This window comes from Nocardiopsis sp. NPDC057823 (genome assembly GCF_042797335.1).
In the GTDB taxonomy this organism is placed as follows: Bacteria; Actinomycetota; Actinomycetes; order Streptosporangiales; family Streptosporangiaceae; genus Nocardiopsis; species Nocardiopsis changdeensis.
This window is the reverse complement of record NZ_JBHVLR010000001.1, coordinates 288,455-308,844: the sequence shown is the minus strand read 5'-3', so window position 1 is coordinate 308,844 and position 20,390 is coordinate 288,455. Positions and strand designations below refer to the sequence as shown.

Below are 20,390 nucleotides of genomic sequence, written 5' to 3'. Positions count from 1 at the left end.
CTCCCTCCGATCCCCCGGCAGCCGGGCCCCAAGCCCCGGTCTCCCCGCCGCGCCCCCGCCCCGACCACGCGCCCTCGACCGCTGGCCGACCGTTCGTCCCGTATCACGACCGTTCACCGCACGGTCGGCGACCGCTCGCCGCGCCGCTCCCGCGTTCGGCGCGCACGCCCGCGCGCCCCCTCCTGGTCGGGCAGTGCGACTCCTTACAGTGCCGAGTAATACAGGTCACATTCGAGAAATCGGACGTCAACACCCGAGAAATCGAATGCCGCCCCCCGTACCACCGCGATCACACCCGCACCGTCCAGCCCATCCCCCCGGAGGTTCCACGCCATGACGATCGAGCGGTCCCCGAAGGACCCCTCACCGCCGCCGAACGGCGACGGCTCCGAACTGAGCGCTGAGGCCGCAGTCGCCATGCACTCCGACCCGCGCTTCCAGCTGCTCAAGAAGCGCCTGTACCGCTTCATCTTCCCGGCGAGCCTGGCGTTCCTCGCCTGGTACCTCCTGTACGTCCTGATGTCGGCCTTCGGCCGGGACGTCATGGGCACGGTGCTCTTCGGCAACGTGAACGTGGCCCTGGTCTTCGGCGTGCTCCAGTTCGTGTCGACCTTCGGCATCGCGATCTGGTACACGCTGTACGCCCGCCGCAACCTGGACCCCGCCGCCGCCGACGTGCGCGAAGCCCTCCAGAAGAACCTCCGGAAGAACCAGGGGGACGCCTCGTGATCGAGCTCGCCCAGGAGGCGACGACGAGCGAGAGCTCCCGCCTCGTCACCATCATCCTTTTCTCCCTCATGGTCGCGGCCACCCTCGGGATCACCGTGTGGGCGGGCCGCCAGACCAAGTCCGCCACCGACTTCCACTCCGGCGGCCGGAGCTTCTCCCCGCTCCAGAACGGCCTGGCCATCGGCAGCGACTACATGTCCGCCGCGTCCTTCCTCGGCATCGCGGGCATGATCGCCCTGTTCGGCTACGACGGCTTCCTGTACTCCATCGGCTTCCTCGTCGCCTGGCTCGTGGCCCTGCTGCTCGTCGCCGAGCTGCTGCGCAACTCCGGCCGCTACACCATGGGGGACGTCCTCTCCTTCCGGATGCAGCAGCGCCCGGTGCGCACCGCGGCGTCGGTCTCCACCCTGGTGGTGTCGATCTTCTACCTGCTGGCCCAGATGGTCGGCGCCGGCGCCCTCATCGCCCTGCTCCTGGGCATCCAGGAGGGCCAGACCTTCCTCGGCATGGACGCCGCCACCGCCAAGATCGTCGGCATCGTGGTCGTCGGCCTGCTGATGACCATCTACGTCACCTTCGGCGGCATGAAGGGCACCACCTGGGTGCAGATCGTCAAGGCGATCATCCTCATGGCGGGCGCCGCCCTGCTGACGGTGCTCACCCTGAGCCTGTACGGCTTCAACCTGGGCGCGCTCATGGGCGACGCCGCGCAGGCCAGCGGCCAGTCCGGGTTCCTGGAGCCGGGCCTGCGCTACGGCGTCGAGGTCGAGGGCGACCCGCTCCAGACCATGTGGAACAAGCTCGACCTGATCAGCCTGGGCCTGGCCCTGGTACTGGGCACGGCGGGCCTGCCCCACATCCTCATCCGGTTCTACACCGTTCCGGACTCCCAGAGCGCCCGCAAGTCGGTGAACTGGGGCATCGGCCTCATCGGCGCCTTCTACCTGATGACCCTGGTGCTGGGCTTCGGCGCCGCCGCCCTGGTCGGCCACGAGGCGATCCGCGCGCAGGACGCGGCGGGCAACACCGCCGCCCCGCAGTTGGCGCAGACGGTCGGCGAGAGCATCGGCGGGGAGATGGCCGGGGCGGTACTGCTGGCGATCATCGCCTCCGCCGCGTTCGCCGCGATCCTGTCGACGGTCGCGGGCCTGGTCATCGCCTCCTCCTCGTCCCTGGCGCACGACTTCTACAACTCGGTCCTGCGCCGCGGAAAGGCGTCCGGCACCGAGGAGGTGCGGGTCGCCAAGCTCGCCGCCCTGGGCGTCGGCGTGGTGTCCATCGTGCTGGCGGTGTTCGCCCAGAGCCTCAACGTGGCCTTCCTGGTCTCGCTGGCCTTCGCGATCGCGGCCTCCGCCAACCTGCCCACCCTCCTGCTGAGCCTGTTCTGGAAGCGCTTCAACACGCGCGGCGCCCTGGCCGGCATCTACGGCGGCCTCATCAGCGCCGTCGGCCTGGTCTTCTTCTCCCCGGTCGTCTCCGGGTCGGAGACCGCGCTCATCCCGGGTGCCGACTTCTCCTGGTTCCCGCTGCCCAACCCGGCCCTGGTGTCGGTGCCGATCAGCATCCTGTGCGCCGTCATCGGCACGCTCACCTCCAAGGAGCAGGACTTCGAGAAGTTCGCCCTGCTCCAGGTCCGCGCCCTGTCCGGCGCGGGCGCCGAGAAGGCCTCGGACCACTAGCCCGCCCAGGGCCGGAGCCCCTCACCGGGGTTCCGGCCCCATGACCCCGCCCCATGGACCCACAGAGGATCCGGGACGCCATCGGTGGCCGCACTCCCGTCCGGGGGTGCACCCTGCCTCCGGGTCACCGGCCACCGCCCCGGCTCCCCTTCCCACCGGGCCCGTCACCCCCACGGGTGGCGGGCCCGCTCCATGCCACCCCGCCCTCCCGTGCTCTTCCCCACCCGCCCCTCCACCCGACATCCCCACAGCGACCGAAAGGTGACCCGGACAACGTGAGCGCCGACACACTTTGCTGGGATATCGTCGTCATGTGTCGTACCGGTGGCCGTCGTGGTTGTCCCCCTCCCGACGTCGCCGTCCCGAGTCGTCGGAGACTCTGGCGAGCGTCGAATTGATGCGCCAGGTCCACGCTCTGGGCGTCGACCTCCGGGACGGGCTGCACGGCAGGAGCGTGCCCGCCGCGGCCAAGCGGCTGCGGCGGCTCCTCGGCGCCGAGGGCGTCGTCCTGGCCGACCTGGACGGCCCGGTGGCCGGCCACGGGAGGCGTCCGGAGCCGGAGGAGGTGGACTCCCTGCTCTCCCAGGTGTTCGAATACGGCAGCAACGTCCGGACCCGGCTCAAGGACGGGACCACGGTCTGCGCCGTCCCCCTCAACGTCGCCGACGAGATCTCCGGGGCCCTGCTCGCCTCCGGCGACCCGGTCGAGGCCGACGTGGAGGCGGCGGCCGCCCTCGTCTCCGACTCTCTGGACCACGCGGCGCTGCGCCGGGCCCGGGCCCGGATCGCCGCCGCCGACCTGCGCACCCTGCGCGCCCAGATCTCCCCGCACTTCGTGCACAACGCGCTGGCCGTCATCGCGGCGCTGGTGCGCACCGACCCGGACCGGGCCCGGCACCTGCTGTCGGACTTCGCCGACTACCTGCGGTACGGCTTCTCCGAGAAGGGCGACTACGCCACGGTCGCCGACGAACTGGAGGCGGTGCAGACCTACCTCGAACTCCAGCGGGCCCGGTTCCACGACCGGCTGGACATCACCGTGCGGATGGCCCCGGAGGTGCTGCCGGTGGCGATCCCCTTCCTGGTGGTGCAGCCGATCGTGGAGAACGCGATCCGGCACGGCCTGGAGCGCAAGGAGGGGCGCGGGCACATCAGCGTCTCGGGGTTCGGCGAGGGGCCGCTGTGCGTCATCGAGATCGAGGACGACGGCGTGGGCATGCACCCGGACCTGGCCCGCGCCCTGCTGGCGGGGACCGGCCCGGAGTCGCGCAGCATCGGCCTGGCCAACGTGGACCAGCGGCTGCGCGCCGTCTACGGACCCGAGTACGGTCTGGTGATCGAGACCGCGTTGGGGGAAGGGACCAAGGTGACCGTGCGCGTTCCGAGGTTCACCAGGGGGGTGGTGGCGCAGTGAAGTCCGCGCTCCGCGTCCTGGTGGTGGAGGACGAGGCGTCCACCCGCCAGGAGATGGCGGCGCTGCTCGGCGACATGCCCGAGGTGGCGCAGGTGCTGGTGGCCGAGAACGGCGCCGCGGCCGTGCGCCTGCTCGGGGTGGAGAGCATCGACGCGGCGTTCCTGGACATCCTCATGCCGGGGCTGGACGGCATGGACGTGGCCCGGGTGCTGAGCGTCATGTCCGAGCCGCCGTCGATCGTGTTCGTGACGGCGTCGGAGGCGCACGCGGTGGAGGCGTTCGGCATCGGCGCCGTGGACTACCTGCTCAAGCCGATCCGTCCGGAGCGGCTGGCCGAGGCGGTGGGGCGGATCGCTCAGCTGCGCCGCCCCGAGGCGGCCGCTCCCCCGGCGGAGGACCTGCACGTGGTGCAGATCGACACGGGCCGCCGGACGGTGTTCGTCAAGCGCGACGACGTGCAGTTCGTCGAGGCGCAGGGCGACTACGTGCGGCTGCACACCGCCGAGGGCGGCCACCTCATCCGGCTGTCGCTGTCCTACCTGGAGGAGGTGTGGGCGTCGGCCGGATTCGTCCGGGTGCACCGGGGCTTCCTCATCGCCATCCCGTGGGTGCGCGACCTGCGGGTGACGTCCTCCTCCGGGCTGGTGGCGGGCACCCCGGCCGGGGACGTACCGGTGAGCCGCAGGCACGGCCGGCACCTGCGCGCCCGGCTGCTGGAGGCGGCCCGCCGGGACCAGCTGGGGCGCGCCGCCAACGCCCAGACCACCGCCCCCGCCCCCCGGCCGCGGGACGGTGAACCCGACGGTTCGGCGCGGCGGACGCCATGAGCCCGCGGCGGGAGAAGCTGACCAGCCCGCAGACCCGGATCGCGCTGGCCCGGGGCAACCGCCCGGCCCAGCACCTGTTGCCGATCCCCGGGCCGGTGGACACCGAGGCGGCGCGGCGGCTCTTCCACCGCCAGCGCCGGACGGCGGTGCGCACGGTGGGGCTGCTGTCGCTGCTGCTGTTCGGGATGAGCGGGGCGTTCGCGCTGTGGCCGCAGCTGACGCAGTCGCGGGTGGCGGGTGTCCCGCTGTCGTGGGCGCTGGTCGTGGCGGCGGTGTACCCGCTGCTGTTCCTGTTGGCGCTGTGGCACGTGCGGTCCGCCGAACGGGCCGAGGCGCGGTCCGCGCGGGCGGCCGCGCGGCAGACCCCCCGACAGCCCGCCCAGCACCCCCCGGAGCACACGGCCGCAGAACACGAGACCACGGAGCCCGAGACCACAGGGCCCACCACCACGAAGCACCCCACCGCCCCGCCCTCCCCCCGCTCCCCGGAGCACACCGCCACGGAGCACCCGCCCGCCGACGGGAAGGGCCCCGACGGGAAGGACCCCGACAGAAAGGCCCCCGACGAGCCGTGATCTCCGTCCTGGCCATCGGCCTGGTGCTGGTCACCAGCCTCGTCATCGGCATCTACGGGGTCCGCGCGGCCCGCTCCACCTCCGACTTCCTGGTGGCCTCGCGCCGGGTGTCGCCGAACTGGAACGCCCTGGCGATCGCCGGCGAGTACCTCTCGGCCGCCTCGGTGCTGGGCCTGTCCGGGCTGCTGCTCAAGAACGGCCTGGGCACCATGTGGTACGCGGTGGGGTTCTGCGCGGGCTACGTGGCGGTGGTGGCCCTGGTGGCGGGGCCGATGCGCCGGTCGGGCGCGTTCACGGTGCCGGACTTCGCCGAGTACCGGCTGGGCGCGCCCCGGCTGCGCAAGCTGTGCGGCTGCGTCGTGCTGGTGATCATGCTGCTGTACCTGGTGCCGCAGTTCAAGGGCGCCGGGGTGGTGCTGGCGCTGGTCAGCGGCACTCCGTACTGGGTGGGCGTGGTGCTGGCCGGGATGGTGGTCAGCGGGTCGATCGCGGCCGGGGGGATGCGCTCGGCGACGTACGTGCAGGCGTTCCACTACGTGGTCAAGCTGCTGTTCATCGCGATCCCGGCGGTTTACCTGGTGGCGCACGCGGGCGCCGACCTGCGGGCGCAGGCGCTGCACCCGGAGTGGGGGACGCACTTCGCGCAGACGACGCCGGTGGAGTTCACGGTGGACACCACCTTCGGCCTGGACGAGCCGGTGACGGTGACCGCCCCGGACGGCGCGCGGGTGGACCTGGAGGCCGGCGACCACACGGTGGCCGAGGGGACACGGCTCGTGTTCCCGGCGGGGGCGGCGGTGCCGCACCCGGAGGGCCTGCCGGACCTGGGCGGGGAGCGCTGGAGCACGCCGCTGCTGGACTCGGGCGGGTACCCGCTGTTCGAGACGTGGTCGACGCTGCTGGCGATCACGCTGGGCTGCATGGGGCTGCCGCACGTCATCATGCGCTTCCACACCAGTCCGTCGGCGCGGATCGCGCGCCGGGTGGCGGTGGGGGTGATCGCCCTGCTGGGCCTGTTCTACCTGTTCCCGGTGGTGTACGGGCTACTGGGCCGGGTGCTGACCCCGCATCTGGTGCTGTTGCAGGGGACGGACACGGTGGCGGTGGTGCTGCCCGCGCAGGCGGTGCCGGGTGCGGCGGGGACGATCCTGACGGCGCTGGTGGCGGCGGGGGCGTTCGGGGCGTTCCTGTCCACGTCGTCGGGGCTGCTGCTGGCGCTGGCGGGCGGGCTGTCGCACGACCTGTTCCAGGGGAGCGTGCCGCGGCTGCGGCTGGCGGTGGCGGTGGGCGCGTGCGTGGCGGTGCTGCTGGCCCTGCCCGCCGAGAAGATCGACATCAACGTGCTGGTGGTGTGGGCGTTCACGGTGGCGGCGTCGACGTTCTGCCCGCTGCTGGTGCTGGGGATCTGGTGGCGCAGGCTCACCCTGCCCGGCGCGGCGGCGGGGCTGGCCGTGGGCGGGGTGACGGCCACCGGGGCGGTGGGGTGGTCGCTCCTGCTGCCGACCCCGCCGGGGTGGGCGACGGTGCTGCTGGCCCAGCCGGCGGCGTGGACCATCCCGTTGGCGTTCGCGACGATGGCGGTGGTGTCCTGGCTGACCCGGCCGCCGGACTGGGCCGAGCACGCGGTCCTGCGCCTGCACTCCCCCTGAGCCCGCCCCTCGCCCCCGGCCGCAGCCGACTCCACCCGTTCTCGTCCGCATCCGTCCCGGATTCCCCTACGCCCTCCCGCCCCTTCCGCTCGCCCCCCGGTTCCACCCGACGCCCACCCGCCCGGACCCCTCTGTCTCCTCGGCCTCCTCGGCCTTCCCGGGCCCTTCGACCCCCTCGCCCCCCGCCGTGGTGTTCCGGCCCCGTCGGCCGCCGTGAACCCGTACGATCTCCGAGTGTCATACAACGAGCACGAGGAGTGATATGAGGTCCCCCCGCCGCACCCTTGCCGCCCTGGTGACGGGCCTACTGCTGATCGGCGGCGCCCCTGCGGCCCGGGCCGCCGTCCCCGACCCCGGGACCGCGGTCTCCCAGGGTCCCGTGTCGGTCTCCGCCGGGGAGGACGGGGTGCGGGTGGACGCCCCGGGCGTGAACGTGGTGAGCGGCCCCGACCGCGTCGAGGTGGAGGTCGGCCGGACCCCCGTGTCCCATGTCCTGATCTGCGCCGACGGGACCCGGGTGGTGGTCCACTCGGGCCGGGCCCCGGACTGCCCGCCGCGTGGGCCGCGGCCCGTCCCGCCGGAGCCCGTGCCGCCGAAGCCGGTGCCGCCCTCTCCCGAGGAGCCCCCCGCGGAGGAGCCCCCGGGCGTTCCGGAGCCGCAGCCCCGCCTGCCGCGCACGCCCGAGAGCCCGCAGGAGCGGCCCGCTCCGCCGCGGGAGACGCCCGCCCCCGGCGCGGAGCCCGCCGTCTCCCCGAGCCCCGGCGCCGCGGCCCCCGCCTCCCCCGAGGAGGAGCCCCCGGTGTCCGCCCGGCGCGAGGTGCCCGTGGAGGCGGCCGCCGCCCTGCCGGTGGCGGACATGACCGGAGGTGGGGCGACCGTCTCTCCGGCCTTCGGCTCGATGCGCACGTCGGCGGTCCTGCTGGTCGTGGTGGCCGTGGCCGCGGGCGCGTCCGCGGGGGCGGCCGCCCGCGCGAGCCGGCAGTAGCCGGCGCTGACCGGTGGCCGCCGACAGCGGTCGGCGGCCACCGACTGCGTTACGGCGGCGGTCAGTGGGCGGACACCGGGGTGGCCAGGGCCTGGTCGATGGCGTCGAGGCCGGCCAGGGCCTCCTCGAACCCGCCCGGGTCGTGGGCCAGGAGCCCGCTGAACGGGTGGCCCATGTAGAACAGCAGCACCACCGTGGCGAACACGAACGCCAGGTTGGCCGCGGCCCAGAAGTAGGCGATCCGGGAGCCGCGCCGGAGCATGGCGAAGGGCAGCACCGCGACGGCGATCGCCGAGAGCGCGGCGATGCCGGTGAGCAGCGGGGGCATGCCCTCGGTGGCCGCGTCAGCGCGCTCCAGACGGGCCTCCCCCAGGGCGTTCAGCTCCTGGCGGGCGGTGAGCCGGTCCAGCCCGTCGCCGGTGTCGGAGACCGACAGGGACCGCACCGACGCCGCCAGGGCGGCGTAGGCGGCGTCGCCCTCCGCGCTGAGCCCCTCGGCCGCCTCCATGGCGGGCCAGTCGTCCTCGATCACGGCGCCCAGGTAGGCGCGCAGCCGATCGCGGACCTCCTCGGACTCGTCCTCGGGCAGGGCGACGGTGCTCCAGTACAGGGACTGGGCGGAGCCGACCTCCGCCATCACCCCGTCCTCGGCGCCCTTGTAGCCCTCCCATCCGATGACCACGCCCATGGCGGCCGAGCCGAGGTAGAGGGCCAGGACACAGGGCGCCACGACGATGCCGACGGCACCGCCCGATTCCCCGTCGTCGACCCGGAAGCGGCCGGCGGCCAGGACGGCCCCCGCGACCATGACGGCCAGGACGGCGAGGATGAGGAGCAGGGTGAGCATTTGGGGTTCCCGAGGGCAGATTTCGTCACTGTCGGTCACATGATTAGCACGTACCGGAATCCCCTTGTGGGAGTTCGTGGAAACACCCGCAAATGTTCGGTTGGCGTTGCGGCCCGAACGCACGGGCCCTGCCACCAGGACCGGAACCCCGCACGCCGCACCCGTCACCGGAACACCCCACCGCCGGAACACGCCCGCCGAAACCCGGGCGGGGCGGCCCCGCCCCCCCGCCTCCCCGGCTCGGCCCGTTGCCCGTCGCCCACCGGCCCTCGAACCCCGGCCACCGCCCCCCGAACTCAGGGCACGAGGGCGACCGCCCCCGACGGGCACGTGTCCACCGCACGGCGGACCGCCGGGTCCCCGGGGTCGGGGGCGTCCCCGCCCACCGGCTCCACCAGCCCTTCTTCGGGGTCCTGGTCGAACACGCCGGGCGCGCCGAGGACGCACATCCCGGCCCCGATGCAGAGCGAACGATCGAGCGCGACCCTCACCGGATCACCCGCCCGTCCAGTTCGACGTCCTCCAGCGCGACGCGCACCGTGGTGTGCGCGATGGTCAGGTACCGCAGCAGTTCCTCGACGGCCCGGAGCCGCCGACGAGCTGCGGCCCCTGCTCGTACCCGGGGCCGCCGGAGCGGCGGAGATCCCGGAGTCCCCGACACCCCCGGAACCCTCGAAGCCCCAGGGCCCCTCAGAGTCCTCGGAGACCTCGAAGTCCGCAGACCCGGCCGAAAGGACGGACCCGGCGGACCCCTGACCCTCCCCCCCCGGAAAGCGCCGGGGGGGGGGGGGCCGGGGGGGGGCCCCGCGCCCCGTGCCGACACCGGCCCCGCGCGCGGAAGAAGCGGGGCCGGCGGGATGCCGCTACCGGCCGAGCCGGTCCAGCAGGGCGTGGTACTCGTCCCAGAGCTCGCCCGGGAGGTGGTCGCCGAAGGTCTTGAAGAACTCGGGGACCAGGGCGGCCTCCTGCTTCCAGATCTCGGGGTCGACGGAGAGCAGGAACTCCAGGTCCTCGGCGGACAGGTCCAGGCCCTCGGTGTCGATGCCGCCCTTGGCGGGCAGCAGGCCGATCGGGGTCTCGACGGCGTCGGCGGTGCCCTCCAGGCGCTCCACGATCCACTTGATGACGCGGCTGTTCTCACCGAAGCCGGGCCACACGAAGCGGCCCTCGGCGTCCTTGCGGAACCAGTTCACGTAGAAGATCTTGGGCAGCTTCGCCTGGTCGGCGCCGGCGCCCACCTTGATCCAGTGGGCGAAGTAGTCGCCCATGTTGTAGCCGCAGAAGGGCAGCATCGCGAACGGGTCGCGGCGCAGCTCGCCCACGGTGCCCTCGGCGGCGGCGGTCTTCTCGGAGGAGACGTTGGCGCCCAGGTAGACGCCGTGCTGCCAGCTGAGGGACTCGGTGACCAGCGGGACCGCGGTGGCGCGGCGGCCGCCGAAGAGGATGGCGGAGATCGGCACGCCGGCCGGGTCCTCCCACTCGTCGGCGATGGTCGGGGCCTGCCCGGCCGGGGTGGTGAAGCGGGAGTTGGGGTGCGCCGCGGGCTCGGCGGACGCCGGGGTCCAGGGGCGGCCCTTCCAGTCCGTCAGGTTCGCCGGGGGCTCCTCGGTGAGGCCCTCCCACCACACGTCGCCGTCCTCGGTGAGGGCGACGTTGGTGAAGATGCTGTTGCCCCACAGGGTGTCGATGGCGTTGGCGTTGGTCTTCTCGCCGGTGCCGGGGGCGACGCCGAAGAACCCGGCCTCGGGGTTGATGGCGCGCAGGCGGCCCTGGGCGTCGAAGCGCATCCAGGCGATGTCGTCGCCGACGGTCTCGACCTTCCAGCCCGGGATGGTCGGCTGGAGCATGGCGAGGTTGGTCTTGCCGCAGGCGCTCGGGAAGGCGGCCGCGATGTAGTGGGTCCTGCCCTCCGGCGAGGTGACCTTGAGGATCAGCATGTGCTCGGCGAGCCAGCCCTCGTCGCGGGCCATCACCGAGGCGATGCGCAGCGCGTAGCACTTCTTGCCCAGCAGGGCGTTGCCGCCGTAGCCGGAGCCGTAGGACCAGATCTCACGGGTCTCGGGGAAGTGCGAGATGTACTTGGTGGGGTTGCAGGGCCAGGGCACGTCCTCCTGGCCGGGCTCCAGCGGGGCGCCGACGGAGTGGACGGCCTTGACGAAGTCGCCGCGCTCCTCGATCAGGCGCAGGGCGGCGTCGCCCATGCGGGCCATGATGCGCATGGAGACGACGACGTACGGGGAGTCGGTGATCTCGACGCCGAGCTGGGAGATCTCGCCGCCCAGCGGGCCCATGCAGAAGGGCACGACGTACATGGTGCGGCCGCGCATGGAGCCCTGGAAGACCTCGCCGAAGGTGGCGCGCATCTCGTCGGGGGCGATCCAGTTGTTGGTGGGGCCGGCGTCCTCTTCGCGCTCGGAGCAGATGTAGGTGCGGTCCTCGACGCGGGCCACGTCCGTGGGGTCGGAGGTGCAGTAGAAGCTGTTGGGGCGCTTCTCCGGGTTGAGGCGTTTGAAGGTGCCCTGCTCGACGAGCAGGTCGGTGAGACGGGTCCACTCCTCCTCGGAGCCGTCGCACCAGACGACGTTGTCGGGCCGGGTCAGCTCCGCGACCTCGTGAACCCAGGACACCAGTTCTTCGTGGGAGGTCGGGGCCACGCCCAGATCAATACCGACAGTCACAGCGGCTCCTTCGTGAATCGAGATCCCTCGCATCATGAACGACGCCCCCCTGCGGTGACCAATTGGTATAGGCCAATGGTCTAAAGCTATACGGCTTGAAAGCCGGAAATCCCTGTGCTGCAAGGCTTTTCGGAACGGCACTCATGCGCCGGAAGAGGCCGTGGTGGCGGGTGTTCCATTCCCGGTGGAACCCGATTCCCCCGCAGGCAAGGGGGAGGCACGCCCCTGCGACGACACGCCGTGTCGTTCGTCACACAGGTCCGCGGCCCTGCGCCGGTCCAGCCGTGGGACGCCGGGTGGACCGGTCTCCGGGGGTCCCGGCTCCGGCCTGCGGAGATCCCGGAACGCCCGCGCACGGCCGCGTCGGCGCCGCGACGGACCGCGCCGTCCGCGTGCGCTCCCCTAGCGGAGTATGGCGACCGGGCCGCGGGCGCCGTGCAGGACCGAGTGGCTGACCGAGCCCAGCAGCAGGCCCCGGAAGCCTCCGCGGCCGCGCGAGCCCACCACGATGAGATCGGCGGGGGTGGCCTCCTCCAGCAGGGCGACCACGGGGTGGGCCCGCACCACCCGGGTGCTCACCGGGACCTGCGGGTGGCGCAGCCGCGCCTGGGCCAGCTCCTCGTCCAGCGACTGGCGGGCGGCCTCGGCGGCGGTGGTGTCGTCGAACAGCTCCGGCGGGATCGGCCCGGTGGCGGCGGCGAACGCCACCAGCGGCTGCCAGGCGCTCACCGCGACCAGCTCGGTGTCGGCGAACTCGGCCTGGGTGAAAGCGAAGTCGACGGCCCGGCGGCTGGGCTCGGACCCGTCGATGCCGACGATGACCCGGCCGCGGACGCCGTGCGCGGCGGCGTGCTCGTGCGGGAGCACCACCACCGGCACCGGGGAGCGGGCGGCCAGTTCGATGCCGACGGAGCCCACGAAGGCGGCCACGATCCCCCGCAGCCCGCGCGAGCCCACCACCACTGCGACGGCCCCCTCGGCGGCGGCCTCGGCCAGCAGCGCGTCCACGGGGCGGGCGTAGGACAGGCGGGTCTGCACCCGGAGTTCGGGGAAGAGCCGCGATATCCAGTCGGCGGCGTAGGACAGCAGGCGCTCGGCGTCGCCGGTGTCGGCCTCGTCCGGGGGGACGTCGAGCCGGGTGTGCGCCCCGAACACCCCGACGGAGGTCAGGGCGCCGGCCGCGGCCACGATCCGCACGCCGAGCCCGCGCAGCACCGCCTGCTGCGCCGCCCACTCCAGGGCGTGGCGGCTGGAGTCGGTGCCGTCGACCCCCACGATCACCCACCGTGTCGTGGTCGGATCGTCCATCGTGCGCACTCCCTCTCCGGCCGGGTCCGTCCGTACGTGCCCGTCTGCTCCGTTCTCTGCATGATGCCGCGCCCAGGCGCACCCGTGGATAACGGTGACGCCGCGAGTTGGCCGAGGCGGGGTCACCCGAGGGGTGACGGAGCGGTCCCCGGGGCATAAGTCCCCCTGACCGACCGGTGTGACCGGGAGCACCCGGGGGTCCTCCGTCCGAGAGACGTGGAGAGGGCTTCGGGTGAGAACGGAGGGCACGCGCGATGTCTTACTCGGGACATTGGCACTGGGACTACCGGGACGGCCGGGTCGCGGCCGTGGCCGCCGCCATCGTGTACAGCCTGTGGGCGCTGGAGGTCATGCTGCCCGGCGGGAGTCTCGTCCAGGGCGCGTCGGCCGACCCGGAGTCGGGGTTCGGCAGATTCCTGGACAGCGCCCACCGCGCGGGGTCGATCCTGGTGGTGCTCGCCGCCGCGCTCGGCCTGACGCTGGGCGCCCGCCGGACCGGCTTCTGGCTGACCGCGTCCTGGTGGTCGATGGCCGTGTTCGGCGCGGCCTCCTTCGTCGCCTCGCTGCTGCCGGGCCGCTGTGTGGTCTCCACGGACGTGGCCTGCGCGTCGGAGGCGCTGGCCGAGGGGGTGGGCGGGGCCACCGCCGCGCAGCCCGTCCTGGCGACCGTCGCGATCGTGGCAGCGCTGGCCGGCGCGGTGACCCTCGCCGTGGACCGGCGCCGGGCCGCCGACCCGGCCTGGATCTGGGCCGCGGCGGTGGCCGCGCTCCAGGCGCTGGCCGCGGTCGCCGTCCTGGTCCTGGCCGTCCGGGTCTCCGGCGGCGACGGCGACCCGGGGGTCGCCCTGGGCCTCCTGGAGCGGGCCCACCTGGTCACGGTCGCCCTGTGGCTGCTGACCGCCGGGATCCTCTCCGGCCCCTGGAAGCGCTCCGGCGTCCGCCGCCCCACCCCCGTCAGCCGCTGACCGGGGCCTCGGCGAGGGGGCCGGGGAGCGGGCGGGAGTGGACGACGTGGAGGGTGCTGACGGCGCGGGTGAGGACGACGTAGAGGCGGTTGAGGCCGCGCTCCTCGGCCTCGGCGATGGCGGCCGGCTCGGCGACGACGACCGCGTCGAACTCCAGGCCCTTGGCCAGGCCCGCCGGGACGGCGACCAGGCGGGCGGCGTCCAGGCCGGTGTCGTCGTCCAGGACCGGGACGTCCAGGCCCTCCGCGGCCAGCTCCTCCAGCAGGGCGGGCAGGTGGGCGTCGGCGGCGATGAGGCCCACCGACCCCTCCCCCTCCAGGGCGGCGCGGCAGGCCCGGGCCACCTGGGCGGCCAGGCCGTCGGCGGCCGGGGTGACCCGCAGTGATCCCGGGGCGCGGCGGACCGCGACCGGGGCGCCCAGCCCCTTGGCGATGGTCGGCAGCAGCCGGGCGGCGAAGTCGATGATCTGCGCGGGCACCCGGTAGCCCCGGTCCAGGACGCTCAGGTGCCCGGTGGGCTTGCCCAGGTGCTCCAGCAGCGTGGACCAGGTGCGGACCGCCGACGGGCTGGTCCCCTGGGCGATGTCGCCCAGGACGGTGAGCGACCCCGACTCGCAGCGGCGCCCGATGGCCCGGCACTGCATGGGGCTGAGGTCCTGGGCCTCGTCCACGACGATGTGGCCCAGTCCCACGGGCCGGTCGATGAGCGCGGCGGCCTCGTCGATGAGCGCCAGGTCCTCCGCCGACCAGCGGGCCGACTTGGGTCCGCGCGGCCTCCCCGGCAGCAGGACGGCGGCCTGCTCCCGCTCGTCGAGGATCCCGTCGGCGGCCCGGGCCAGCCGCTCGGGGTCGGTGAGCAGCCCCAGCACCTGGGCCGTCGGCTCCACCTTGGGCCACAGGGCGGTCACCGCGGAGCGCACCGCCGGGTCGCGGCGGACCTGCTCGTGGGTGCGGTCGTCGCAGACCTCCCCCTCGGACTCCATGAGGGTGAGCACGGTGTGCGCGATGCGGTGGGACAGCAGCTCGCGGCCCGAGCCGTAGGCGACGCCGCGGCCCGCCAACTCGTCCAGCAGGGGCCGCAGGTCCTCCGGGTAGAGCCGCCAGCGGCGCGAGCCGCGGCGCACCATCAGCGCCTCCTCGGGTTCGCGCAGGTGCGACCAGAGGTCGCGGCGGATCACCTCGGCCATGCGGGCGTCGCCCTTGACCCGGGCGGCGAAGGGCTCCTCCGTCCGGCGCACCCACCCGGCGGCGGGCCGGAACCGTTCGGGCAGGCCGCGGGTGAGCAGGTCCCCGACGGTGGTCTGGGTGACGTCGACCTCGCCCAGGGCGGGCAGCACGTCGCGGATGTAGGACAGGAACGACCGGTTGGGCCCGATGATCGCCACACCCGCCCGGGACAGGCGTTCGCGCTCGGTGTAGAGCAGGAACGCGATGCGGTGCAGGCCCACCGCGGTCTTGCCGGTGCCCGGTGCCCCCTGCACGCACAGGGTGGTGCCCAGCGGTGCGCGGACCAGGTCGTCCTGCTCGGGCTGGATGGTGGCGACGATGTCGCGCATCGGCCCGGTGCGGGGCCGCTCGATCTCGGCGGCCAGCAGCTCCCCGGGCCGCTCGTCGGGTGCGGGGGCGCCGGTCAGGTGCTCGTCCTCGAACGCGGTGAGCACCACCTCGGGGTCCCGGCGCGGCCCGTGGTCGAGGGTGGTGAACCCGTACCGCCGGCGCACCAGGACGCGCATCCGGTCGGTGGGCGAGGCGCGGTAGTAGGCGACGCTGATCGGCGCGCGCCAGTCCAGGACCATGGGGCGGCCCTGCGGGTCGTGGACGTGCCGGCGTCCGATGTGGACCCGGTCGGGCCCCCGGCCGGCGTCCTCGTCGAGGAACACGGTGCCGGGGTCGAAGTCGAGGCGGCCGAAGAACAGCGGCGCCCCGGGCAGGTCGGCGAGGGCGGCCAGGCGGCGCTGCCGTCCGCGCTGGAGCGCCGCGTTGGTGACCTTGTCGTTGACGACGTCGCCGAGCATCAGTTCGGTGCCCTCGACCTCCTCGCGCATCGCCCGCAGGGCGGCGCGGGCGGCGGCGAGGGAGTCTCGTTCGGCGACCAGTTCGGGGTCGGCGGGCGTGGTCGTGGGATCGGTCGTGGTCATGCGGACCTCGGGAGGGATCGACGGGACACGGCACGGCCTCGCGCGTGCGCGGGTCCCGCCCCGGTCGCCCTCAGGGCCCGGTTCGTTCCGATCCTCGTGAAGCGCACGGCGTCCCATCCGGGGTGGGCCGTGGAGAGAAAGAAGGACCAGCCTACCCCCGCCCGGGCGTGTCCCGGACCGCTCTCAGGTCTTGCGCAGGCGGACCCGGCTGACCCGGTGGTCGTCCCCCTTGAACAGGACGAGGGTGGCCCGCCCCCGGGTGGTGCGGATGTTCTCGACGAGGTTGACCTCGTTGATGGTGCGCCAGGTGTTGGCCGCGAACTCCAGGGCCTCCTCCTCGCGCAGGGTGGTGGCCATGTGGTGGAAGTAGGACCGCGGATCGGAGAAGGCCGTGCGGCGCAGCTCCCGGAACCGGTCCAGGTACCAGTTGCGGATGTTGTCGACCCGGGCGTCGACGTAGATCGAGAAGTCGAAGAAGTCGGACACGGCCAGCCGTCCGGCCGTGGCGGGCTGGAGCACGTTGATGCCCTCGACGATGAGGATGTCGGGGCGGTGCACGGTCTGCCGCTCGCCGGGGACGATGTCGTAGTGCAGGTGCGAGTAGACGGGGATGTCGATGCGGTCGGCCCCCGCCTTCATCTCCGAGACGAACCGGACCAGCGCCCGCCGGTCGTAGCTCTCGGGGAAGCCCTTGCGGCGCATGAGGCCGCGCGCTTCGAGCACCGCGTTGGGGTACAGGAAGTTGTCGGTGCTGACCAGTTCCACGTCGGGGTGGTTGGGCCACTGGGCCAGCAGGGACCGCAGCAGGCGCGCGGTGGTGGACTTGCCGACCGCGACGCTCCCGGCCACACCGATGATGAACGGGGAGGGCCGGTCGGCCTCCCCGAGGAAGCCCCGGACGGCGGCGTGCCGCTGCTGGGTGGCGCCGACGTACAGGTTGAGCAGCCGGGACAGGGGCAGGTAGACGTCCCGCACGTCCTCCAGGGACGTCGGGTCGGTGGTACCGCGCAGCCGTGCGAGCTCGGCCTCGGTCAGGGAGAGCGGAGTGGCGGCCCGCAGAGCCGCCCAGGCCTCCCGGTCCAGCTCCACGTACGGCGTGGAGACGCCGTTCTTCGTCGGGTGGGACACGAGTGACCACCCTAGACGAGGGCCTCGACCGGTCCGGGCGCCCGGGTCCCGGGTAAGCCCGAAGCAGGGACGTAACGTGGTCGAAACCACACGTTCCCCGGCAGGTCCACCAAGGTTTTTTTGGCCGGGTACGGCCTGGTGGAACCGGTTCCACTCGGACGCCCCGCACGGCCCCCACCTGCGCGGTCTACCCGTGGTACACCAAATGGTCTATACCGTTACCTGGGAAAACGACCATTGGTATCAACGGGTGGTTGGTCGATTCGGCGTCCTTTTTGGCCTACGCTGGCGGCCATGTGCGGAATCGTTGGCTACGTCGGGCCGCAATCGGCGCTCCAGGTCGTCGTGGACGGCCTCGCGAGGTTGGAGTACCGCGGATATGACTCCGCGGGTGTCGCTGTGCTGGGCGGGGGCGCCCTGCACACGGAGAAGCGGGCCGGCAAGCTCGCGAACCTGCGCGGTGCCCTGGAGGAGCACCCGATCACCGGAGAGGGCGCGGGCATCGGCCACACCCGCTGGGCCACCCACGGCGCCCCCAATGACGTCAACGCCCACCCCCACGTCGACAACGACAACCGGGTGGCGGTCGTCCACAACGGCATCATCGAGAACTTCGCCGCCCTGCGGCTGGAGCTCGAGGACGCGGGCTGCAAGTTCACCTCCGAGACCGACACCGAGGTGGCCGCCCACCTGCTCAGCACCGAGCTGGCGGCGCGCGGCGACGGGGACCTGGCCGCCGCCATGCGCGCGGTGTGCAAGCGCCTGGAGGGCGCCTTCACCCTGGTCGCCGTCTCCGTGGACGACCCCGACCTCGTGGTCGCCGCCCGCCGCAACTCGCCGCTGGTCGTCGGCCGCGGCCAGGGGGAGAACTTCCTGGCCAGCGACGTGGCGGCGTTCATCGCCCACACCCGCGACGCGGTCGAGCTGGGCCAGGACCAGGTCGTGGAGCTGCGCCCGGACTCGGTGCGCGTCACCGACTACGACGGCGCCCCCGTCGAGGTCAACGAGTACCACGTGGACTGGGACGCCTCCGCCGCCGAGAAGGGCGGCTACGACTACTTCATGCTCAAGGAGATCGTCGAGCAGCCGCGTGCGATCGCCGACACCCTCCTGGGCCGCCTGTCCGTGGGCGGCGAGCTGACCCTGGACGAGATGCGGCTGTCCCCGCAGGACCTGCGCTCGGTCGAGAAGATCGTCATCATCGCCTGCGGCACCTCCTACCACGCGGGCCTGATCGCCAAGTACGCCATCGAGCACTGGTGCCGCATTCCGTGCGAGGTCGAGGTGGCCAGCGAGTTCCGCTACCGGGACCCGATCCTGGACCGGCAGACCCTGGTGATCGCGATCTCCCAGTCGGGCGAGAGCATGGACACCCTGATGGCGGTGCGCTACGCCCGCGAGCAGCGCGCCAAGGTGCTGGCGATCTGCAACGTCAACGGCTCCACCATCCCGCGCGAGTCCGACGGCGTGCTGTACACGCACGCGGGCCCGGAGGTCGGGGTGGCCGCCACCAAGACCTTCCTCACCCAGCTGGCCGCCTGCTACCTCATCGGCCTGTACCTGGCGCAGGTGCGCGGGCTGAAGTTCGGCGACGAGATCGACGCGGTGATCGCCCAGCTGGCCACGATGCCCCAGCACGTGGAGAAGGTTCTGGACACCGTCGGCCCGGTGCGCGAGCTGGCCCGGTCGCTGTCGGACGCCGACACCGTCCTGTTCCTGGGCCGCCACGTCGGCTATCCGGTGGCGATGGAGGGCGCGCTCAAGCTCAAGGAGCTCGCCTACATGCACGCCGAGGCGTTCGCGGCGGGCGAGCTCAAGCACGGGCCGATCGCGCTGATCGAGGAGGGGCTGCCGGTCGTCGTGGTGGTGCCCTCGCCGCAGGGCCGCAGTGTGCTGCACGACAAGATCGTGTCGAACATCCAGGAGGTGCGCGCCCGCGGCGCCCGCACCATCGTCATCGCGGAGGAGGGCGACGAGTCGGTGCGCCCGTACTCGGACGTCCTCATCGAGATCCCGGCGGTGCCGACTTTGCTCCAGCCGATCGTGGCGACCGTGCCGATGCAGGTGTTCGCCTGCGAGCTGGCGCTGGCCAAGGGCAACGACGTGGACCAGCCGCGCAACCTGGCCAAGAGCGTGACCGTGGAGTAGTCCCCGCCGGGGGGTGTTCCCAGGGCGCGTCCGACCCCGTCGGGCGCGCCCTCCGCGTTGTCCGGGTCATCCGGGGGCGGCCTGCCGCGCGGGTGCGGTCAGCGGGCGGCGGCGCGGGTCCCGGCGTGCGCGGCGACGGCGGAGGCCAGGTCGCCGTGGGTGGGCAGCAGGGTGCGCAGGTTCAGGACGTCGAGGATGCGCGAGAGCTGGCGGGGCGGGCAGGCCAGGGCCAGGTGGCGGCGCTCGCGGGTGGTGACGCGCATCGCGTTGATGAAGGCGTTGACCCCGGAGGCGTCGATGAACTCCACCGCGGCCAGGTCGACGACCACACAGCCCCGGGCGGAGGCGGCCGCGATGGCGGCGTACGCGGACTCGGCGGTGGCGATGTCCAGCTCGCCGCCGAGCGCGACGACGGTGGCGCCGTCGCAGATGAACCTGTCCCGTTCCGTGTCCAGCACGTCCACGCCCCGTTCCCCGCGTCGGAAAACTTCCCCTGTCGGACGCGATCGGTCGAATACCGACATGCGCTGACAGCCTACTCTGCTCCGGGACTCGGCAGAGTGGGCCGAAGGCGGGATGTGGACGGCGGGGCGGCCGTGCCGGGCGGGTCCTGCGTTCGGGTGCGGGTCAGTCCCGCCCGCCGCAGACGGCCCAGACGACCTTGCCGCCGCGGATCGGGTTCCAGCCCCACTCGCCGCTGAACGCGGCGACCAGGCTCAGGCCGCGGCCGGACTCGGCGAAGTGGTGGGCGTCGACCTTGTGGGGGGCGCGGTCGCTGGTGTCGGCGACCAGGCAGGCCACCCGTCCGAAGCCGTCGGCCCGGCTCAGCCGGACCACGACCGGGGTGGTCCCGGGGTCGCGGTCGGGGGTCAGCGCGTGGCGGCAGGCGTTGCCGACGAGCTCGGAGAGCACGAGGCGGACGTCGTCGGCGACCTCGGCCAGGTCCCATTCGGCCAGGACGAGGCCGGCGAGCCGGCGGACCGCGCCCACGGAGTCGGGGACCGAGGCGAAGGAGCCCACGACGTGCTCGGAGGTGCGCTCGGTGCGGCCCAGGGGGGTGCCGCCCAGCGGGTCCGCCCACCGTCCTCCCGGGAGCCGGGGGACTTCGGTCAGGGAGGGACGGCGCCAGGATGCCCCGGAGTGCCGCTCCGAGGACATCAGCTCTGCGTTCATCACGATCCTCACGAGTGGTGAAGCGGGTTCGCTCGGCCTTGTCTGCGTGTGGCACCGTGTCTTACCGATGTAAGACACAGATGCACGTGCAGATCAACGCCCGGCAAGCCTATAGGACGAACAACCCTTATTGGTAGATGTCCTTCGA

Annotated in this window: 17 protein-coding genes and 1 pseudogene; 9 read left to right on the top strand and 9 right to left on the bottom strand. The window is 73.1% G+C overall.

The annotated features are described in order from the left end of the window. Nucleotides 1-333: 333 nt before the first annotated feature. From ACFVNO_RS01445 to ACFVNO_RS01415, 7 genes and pseudogenes are all read left to right on the top strand, one after another. Entirely contained in the window at nucleotides 334-729 is a 396-nt protein-coding gene (locus ACFVNO_RS01445) for a DUF485 domain-containing protein (protein ID WP_355263650.1), read from the top strand. Beyond that, entirely contained in the window at nucleotides 729-2,408 is a 1,680-nt protein-coding gene (locus ACFVNO_RS01440; protein WP_355264092.1) for a cation acetate symporter, read from the top strand. The genes ACFVNO_RS01445 and ACFVNO_RS01440 overlap by 1 nt, the downstream gene beginning before the upstream one ends. 397 nt (nucleotides 2,409-2,805) lie before the next feature. Further along, nucleotides 2,806-3,822 carry a sensor histidine kinase gene (locus ACFVNO_RS01435; protein ID WP_220564770.1) on the top strand — a complete coding sequence of 339 codons (1,017 nt, stop codon included), beginning with the start codon at nucleotides 2,806-2,808 and terminating at the stop codon, nucleotides 3,820-3,822. Next, nucleotides 3,819-4,649 carry a LytTR family DNA-binding domain-containing protein gene (locus tag ACFVNO_RS01430; RefSeq protein WP_220564769.1) on the top strand — a complete coding sequence of 277 codons (831 nt, stop codon included), beginning with the start codon at nucleotides 3,819-3,821 and terminating at the stop codon, nucleotides 4,647-4,649. Before ACFVNO_RS01435 ends, ACFVNO_RS01430 begins: the two co-directional genes overlap by 4 nt. Then, nucleotides 4,646-5,008: pseudogene (locus ACFVNO_RS01425) on the top strand (hypothetical protein); the annotation flags it as partial. The gene ACFVNO_RS01430 and the pseudogene ACFVNO_RS01425, both read left to right, overlap by 4 nt. 212 nt (nucleotides 5,009-5,220) lie before the next feature. Further along, complete coding sequence (locus ACFVNO_RS01420; protein ID WP_355263654.1) at nucleotides 5,221-6,873, top strand: cation acetate symporter; 1,653 nt, start codon at nucleotides 5,221-5,223, stop codon at nucleotides 6,871-6,873. Between the two features lie 262 nt (nucleotides 6,874-7,135). Continuing rightward, nucleotides 7,136-7,858 (top strand): hypothetical protein, encoded by a 723-nt coding sequence (locus ACFVNO_RS01415; RefSeq protein ID WP_378888344.1) that lies wholly within the window; start codon nucleotides 7,136-7,138, stop codon nucleotides 7,856-7,858. Between the two features lie 61 nt (nucleotides 7,859-7,919). Here the strand turns inward: ACFVNO_RS01415 and ACFVNO_RS01410 are convergent, their stop codons facing one another. The 5 genes from ACFVNO_RS01410 to ACFVNO_RS01390 form a co-directional block, all read right to left on the bottom strand. Next, complete coding sequence (locus ACFVNO_RS01410; RefSeq protein WP_355263660.1) at nucleotides 7,920-8,705, bottom strand: hypothetical protein; 786 nt, start codon at nucleotides 8,703-8,705, stop codon at nucleotides 7,920-7,922. Nucleotides 8,706-9,001: 296 nt separating this feature from the next. Next, nucleotides 9,002-9,196: a (4Fe-4S)-binding protein gene (locus ACFVNO_RS01405; protein ID WP_355263663.1), complete on the bottom strand. Its 195-nt coding sequence runs from the start codon at nucleotides 9,194-9,196 to the stop codon at nucleotides 9,002-9,004. Next, nucleotides 9,193-9,366 (bottom strand): hypothetical protein, encoded by a 174-nt coding sequence (locus ACFVNO_RS01400; RefSeq protein ID WP_355263666.1) that lies wholly within the window; start codon nucleotides 9,364-9,366, stop codon nucleotides 9,193-9,195. Before ACFVNO_RS01400 ends, ACFVNO_RS01405 begins: the two co-directional genes overlap by 4 nt. 202 nt (nucleotides 9,367-9,568) lie before the next feature. Then, on the bottom strand, nucleotides 9,569-11,365 hold the full coding sequence (locus ACFVNO_RS01395) for a phosphoenolpyruvate carboxykinase (GTP) (RefSeq protein WP_378889179.1): 1,797 nt from the start codon (nucleotides 11,363-11,365) through the stop codon (nucleotides 9,569-9,571). A 420-nt stretch (nucleotides 11,366-11,785) separates the two neighbouring features. After that, nucleotides 11,786-12,691: a universal stress protein gene (locus ACFVNO_RS01390; RefSeq protein WP_355263668.1), complete on the bottom strand. Its 906-nt coding sequence runs from the start codon at nucleotides 12,689-12,691 to the stop codon at nucleotides 11,786-11,788. A gap of 254 nt (nucleotides 12,692-12,945) precedes the next feature. On the opposite strand from ACFVNO_RS01390, the gene ACFVNO_RS01385 reads away from it, so the two are divergent. Beyond that, nucleotides 12,946-13,656, top strand: coding sequence for a DUF998 domain-containing protein (locus ACFVNO_RS01385; RefSeq protein ID WP_355263671.1), 711 nt, complete (start codon nucleotides 12,946-12,948; stop codon nucleotides 13,654-13,656). Here ACFVNO_RS01385 and ACFVNO_RS01380 read toward each other — a convergent pair. After that, nucleotides 13,646-15,793 (bottom strand): ATP-binding domain-containing protein, encoded by a 2,148-nt coding sequence (locus ACFVNO_RS01380; protein ID WP_355263674.1) that lies wholly within the window; start codon nucleotides 15,791-15,793, stop codon nucleotides 13,646-13,648. The two genes, ACFVNO_RS01385 and ACFVNO_RS01380, sit on opposite strands and share 11 nt — an antisense overlap. Before the next feature lie 183 nt (nucleotides 15,794-15,976). Continuing rightward, on the bottom strand, nucleotides 15,977-16,882 hold the full coding sequence (gene coaA / locus ACFVNO_RS01375) for a type I pantothenate kinase (RefSeq protein ID WP_220565510.1): 906 nt from the start codon (nucleotides 16,880-16,882) through the stop codon (nucleotides 15,977-15,979). Nucleotides 16,883-17,215: 333 nt separating this feature from the next. Between coaA and glmS the strand changes: the two genes are divergently transcribed. After that, nucleotides 17,216-19,069, top strand: coding sequence for a glutamine--fructose-6-phosphate transaminase (isomerizing) (gene glmS / locus ACFVNO_RS01370; protein WP_355263677.1), 1,854 nt, complete (start codon nucleotides 17,216-17,218; stop codon nucleotides 19,067-19,069). A gap of 98 nt (nucleotides 19,070-19,167) precedes the next feature. On the opposite strand, the gene ACFVNO_RS01365 is transcribed toward glmS, so the two are convergent. Both ACFVNO_RS01365 and ACFVNO_RS01360 read right to left on the bottom strand, forming a co-directional pair. After that, nucleotides 19,168-19,533 carry an STAS domain-containing protein gene (locus ACFVNO_RS01365; RefSeq protein WP_378888335.1) on the bottom strand — a complete coding sequence of 122 codons (366 nt, stop codon included), beginning with the start codon at nucleotides 19,531-19,533 and terminating at the stop codon, nucleotides 19,168-19,170. Nucleotides 19,534-19,696: 163 nt separating this feature from the next. Continuing rightward, nucleotides 19,697-20,242, bottom strand: coding sequence for an ATP-binding protein (locus tag ACFVNO_RS01360; RefSeq protein WP_355263683.1), 546 nt, complete (start codon nucleotides 20,240-20,242; stop codon nucleotides 19,697-19,699). Nucleotides 20,243-20,390: the final 148 nt, after the last annotated feature.

Coding starts and splice junctions, on each gene's coding strand:
- ACFVNO_RS01445 (WP_355263650.1), top strand. CDS start 334: ATGACGATCGAGCGGTCCCCGAAGGACCCCTCACCGCCGCCGAACGGC.
- ACFVNO_RS01435 (WP_220564770.1), top strand. CDS start 2,806: ATGCGCCAGGTCCACGCTCTGGGCGTCGACCTCCGGGACGGGCTGCAC.
- ACFVNO_RS01415 (WP_378888344.1), top strand. CDS start 7,136: ATGAGGTCCCCCCGCCGCACCCTTGCCGCCCTGGTGACGGGCCTACTG.
- ACFVNO_RS01410 (WP_355263660.1), bottom strand. CDS start 8,705: ATGCTCACCCTGCTCCTCATCCTCGCCGTCCTGGCCGTCATGGTCGCG.
- ACFVNO_RS01390 (WP_355263668.1), bottom strand. CDS start 12,691: ATGGACGATCCGACCACGACACGGTGGGTGATCGTGGGGGTCGACGGC.
- ACFVNO_RS01385 (WP_355263671.1), top strand. CDS start 12,946: ATGTCTTACTCGGGACATTGGCACTGGGACTACCGGGACGGCCGGGTC.
- ACFVNO_RS01380 (WP_355263674.1), bottom strand. CDS start 15,793: ATGACCACGACCGATCCCACGACCACGCCCGCCGACCCCGAACTGGTC.
- glmS (WP_355263677.1), top strand. CDS start 17,216: ATGTGCGGAATCGTTGGCTACGTCGGGCCGCAATCGGCGCTCCAGGTC.
- ACFVNO_RS01360 (WP_355263683.1), bottom strand. CDS start 20,242: ATGAACGCAGAGCTGATGTCCTCGGAGCGGCACTCCGGGGCATCCTGG.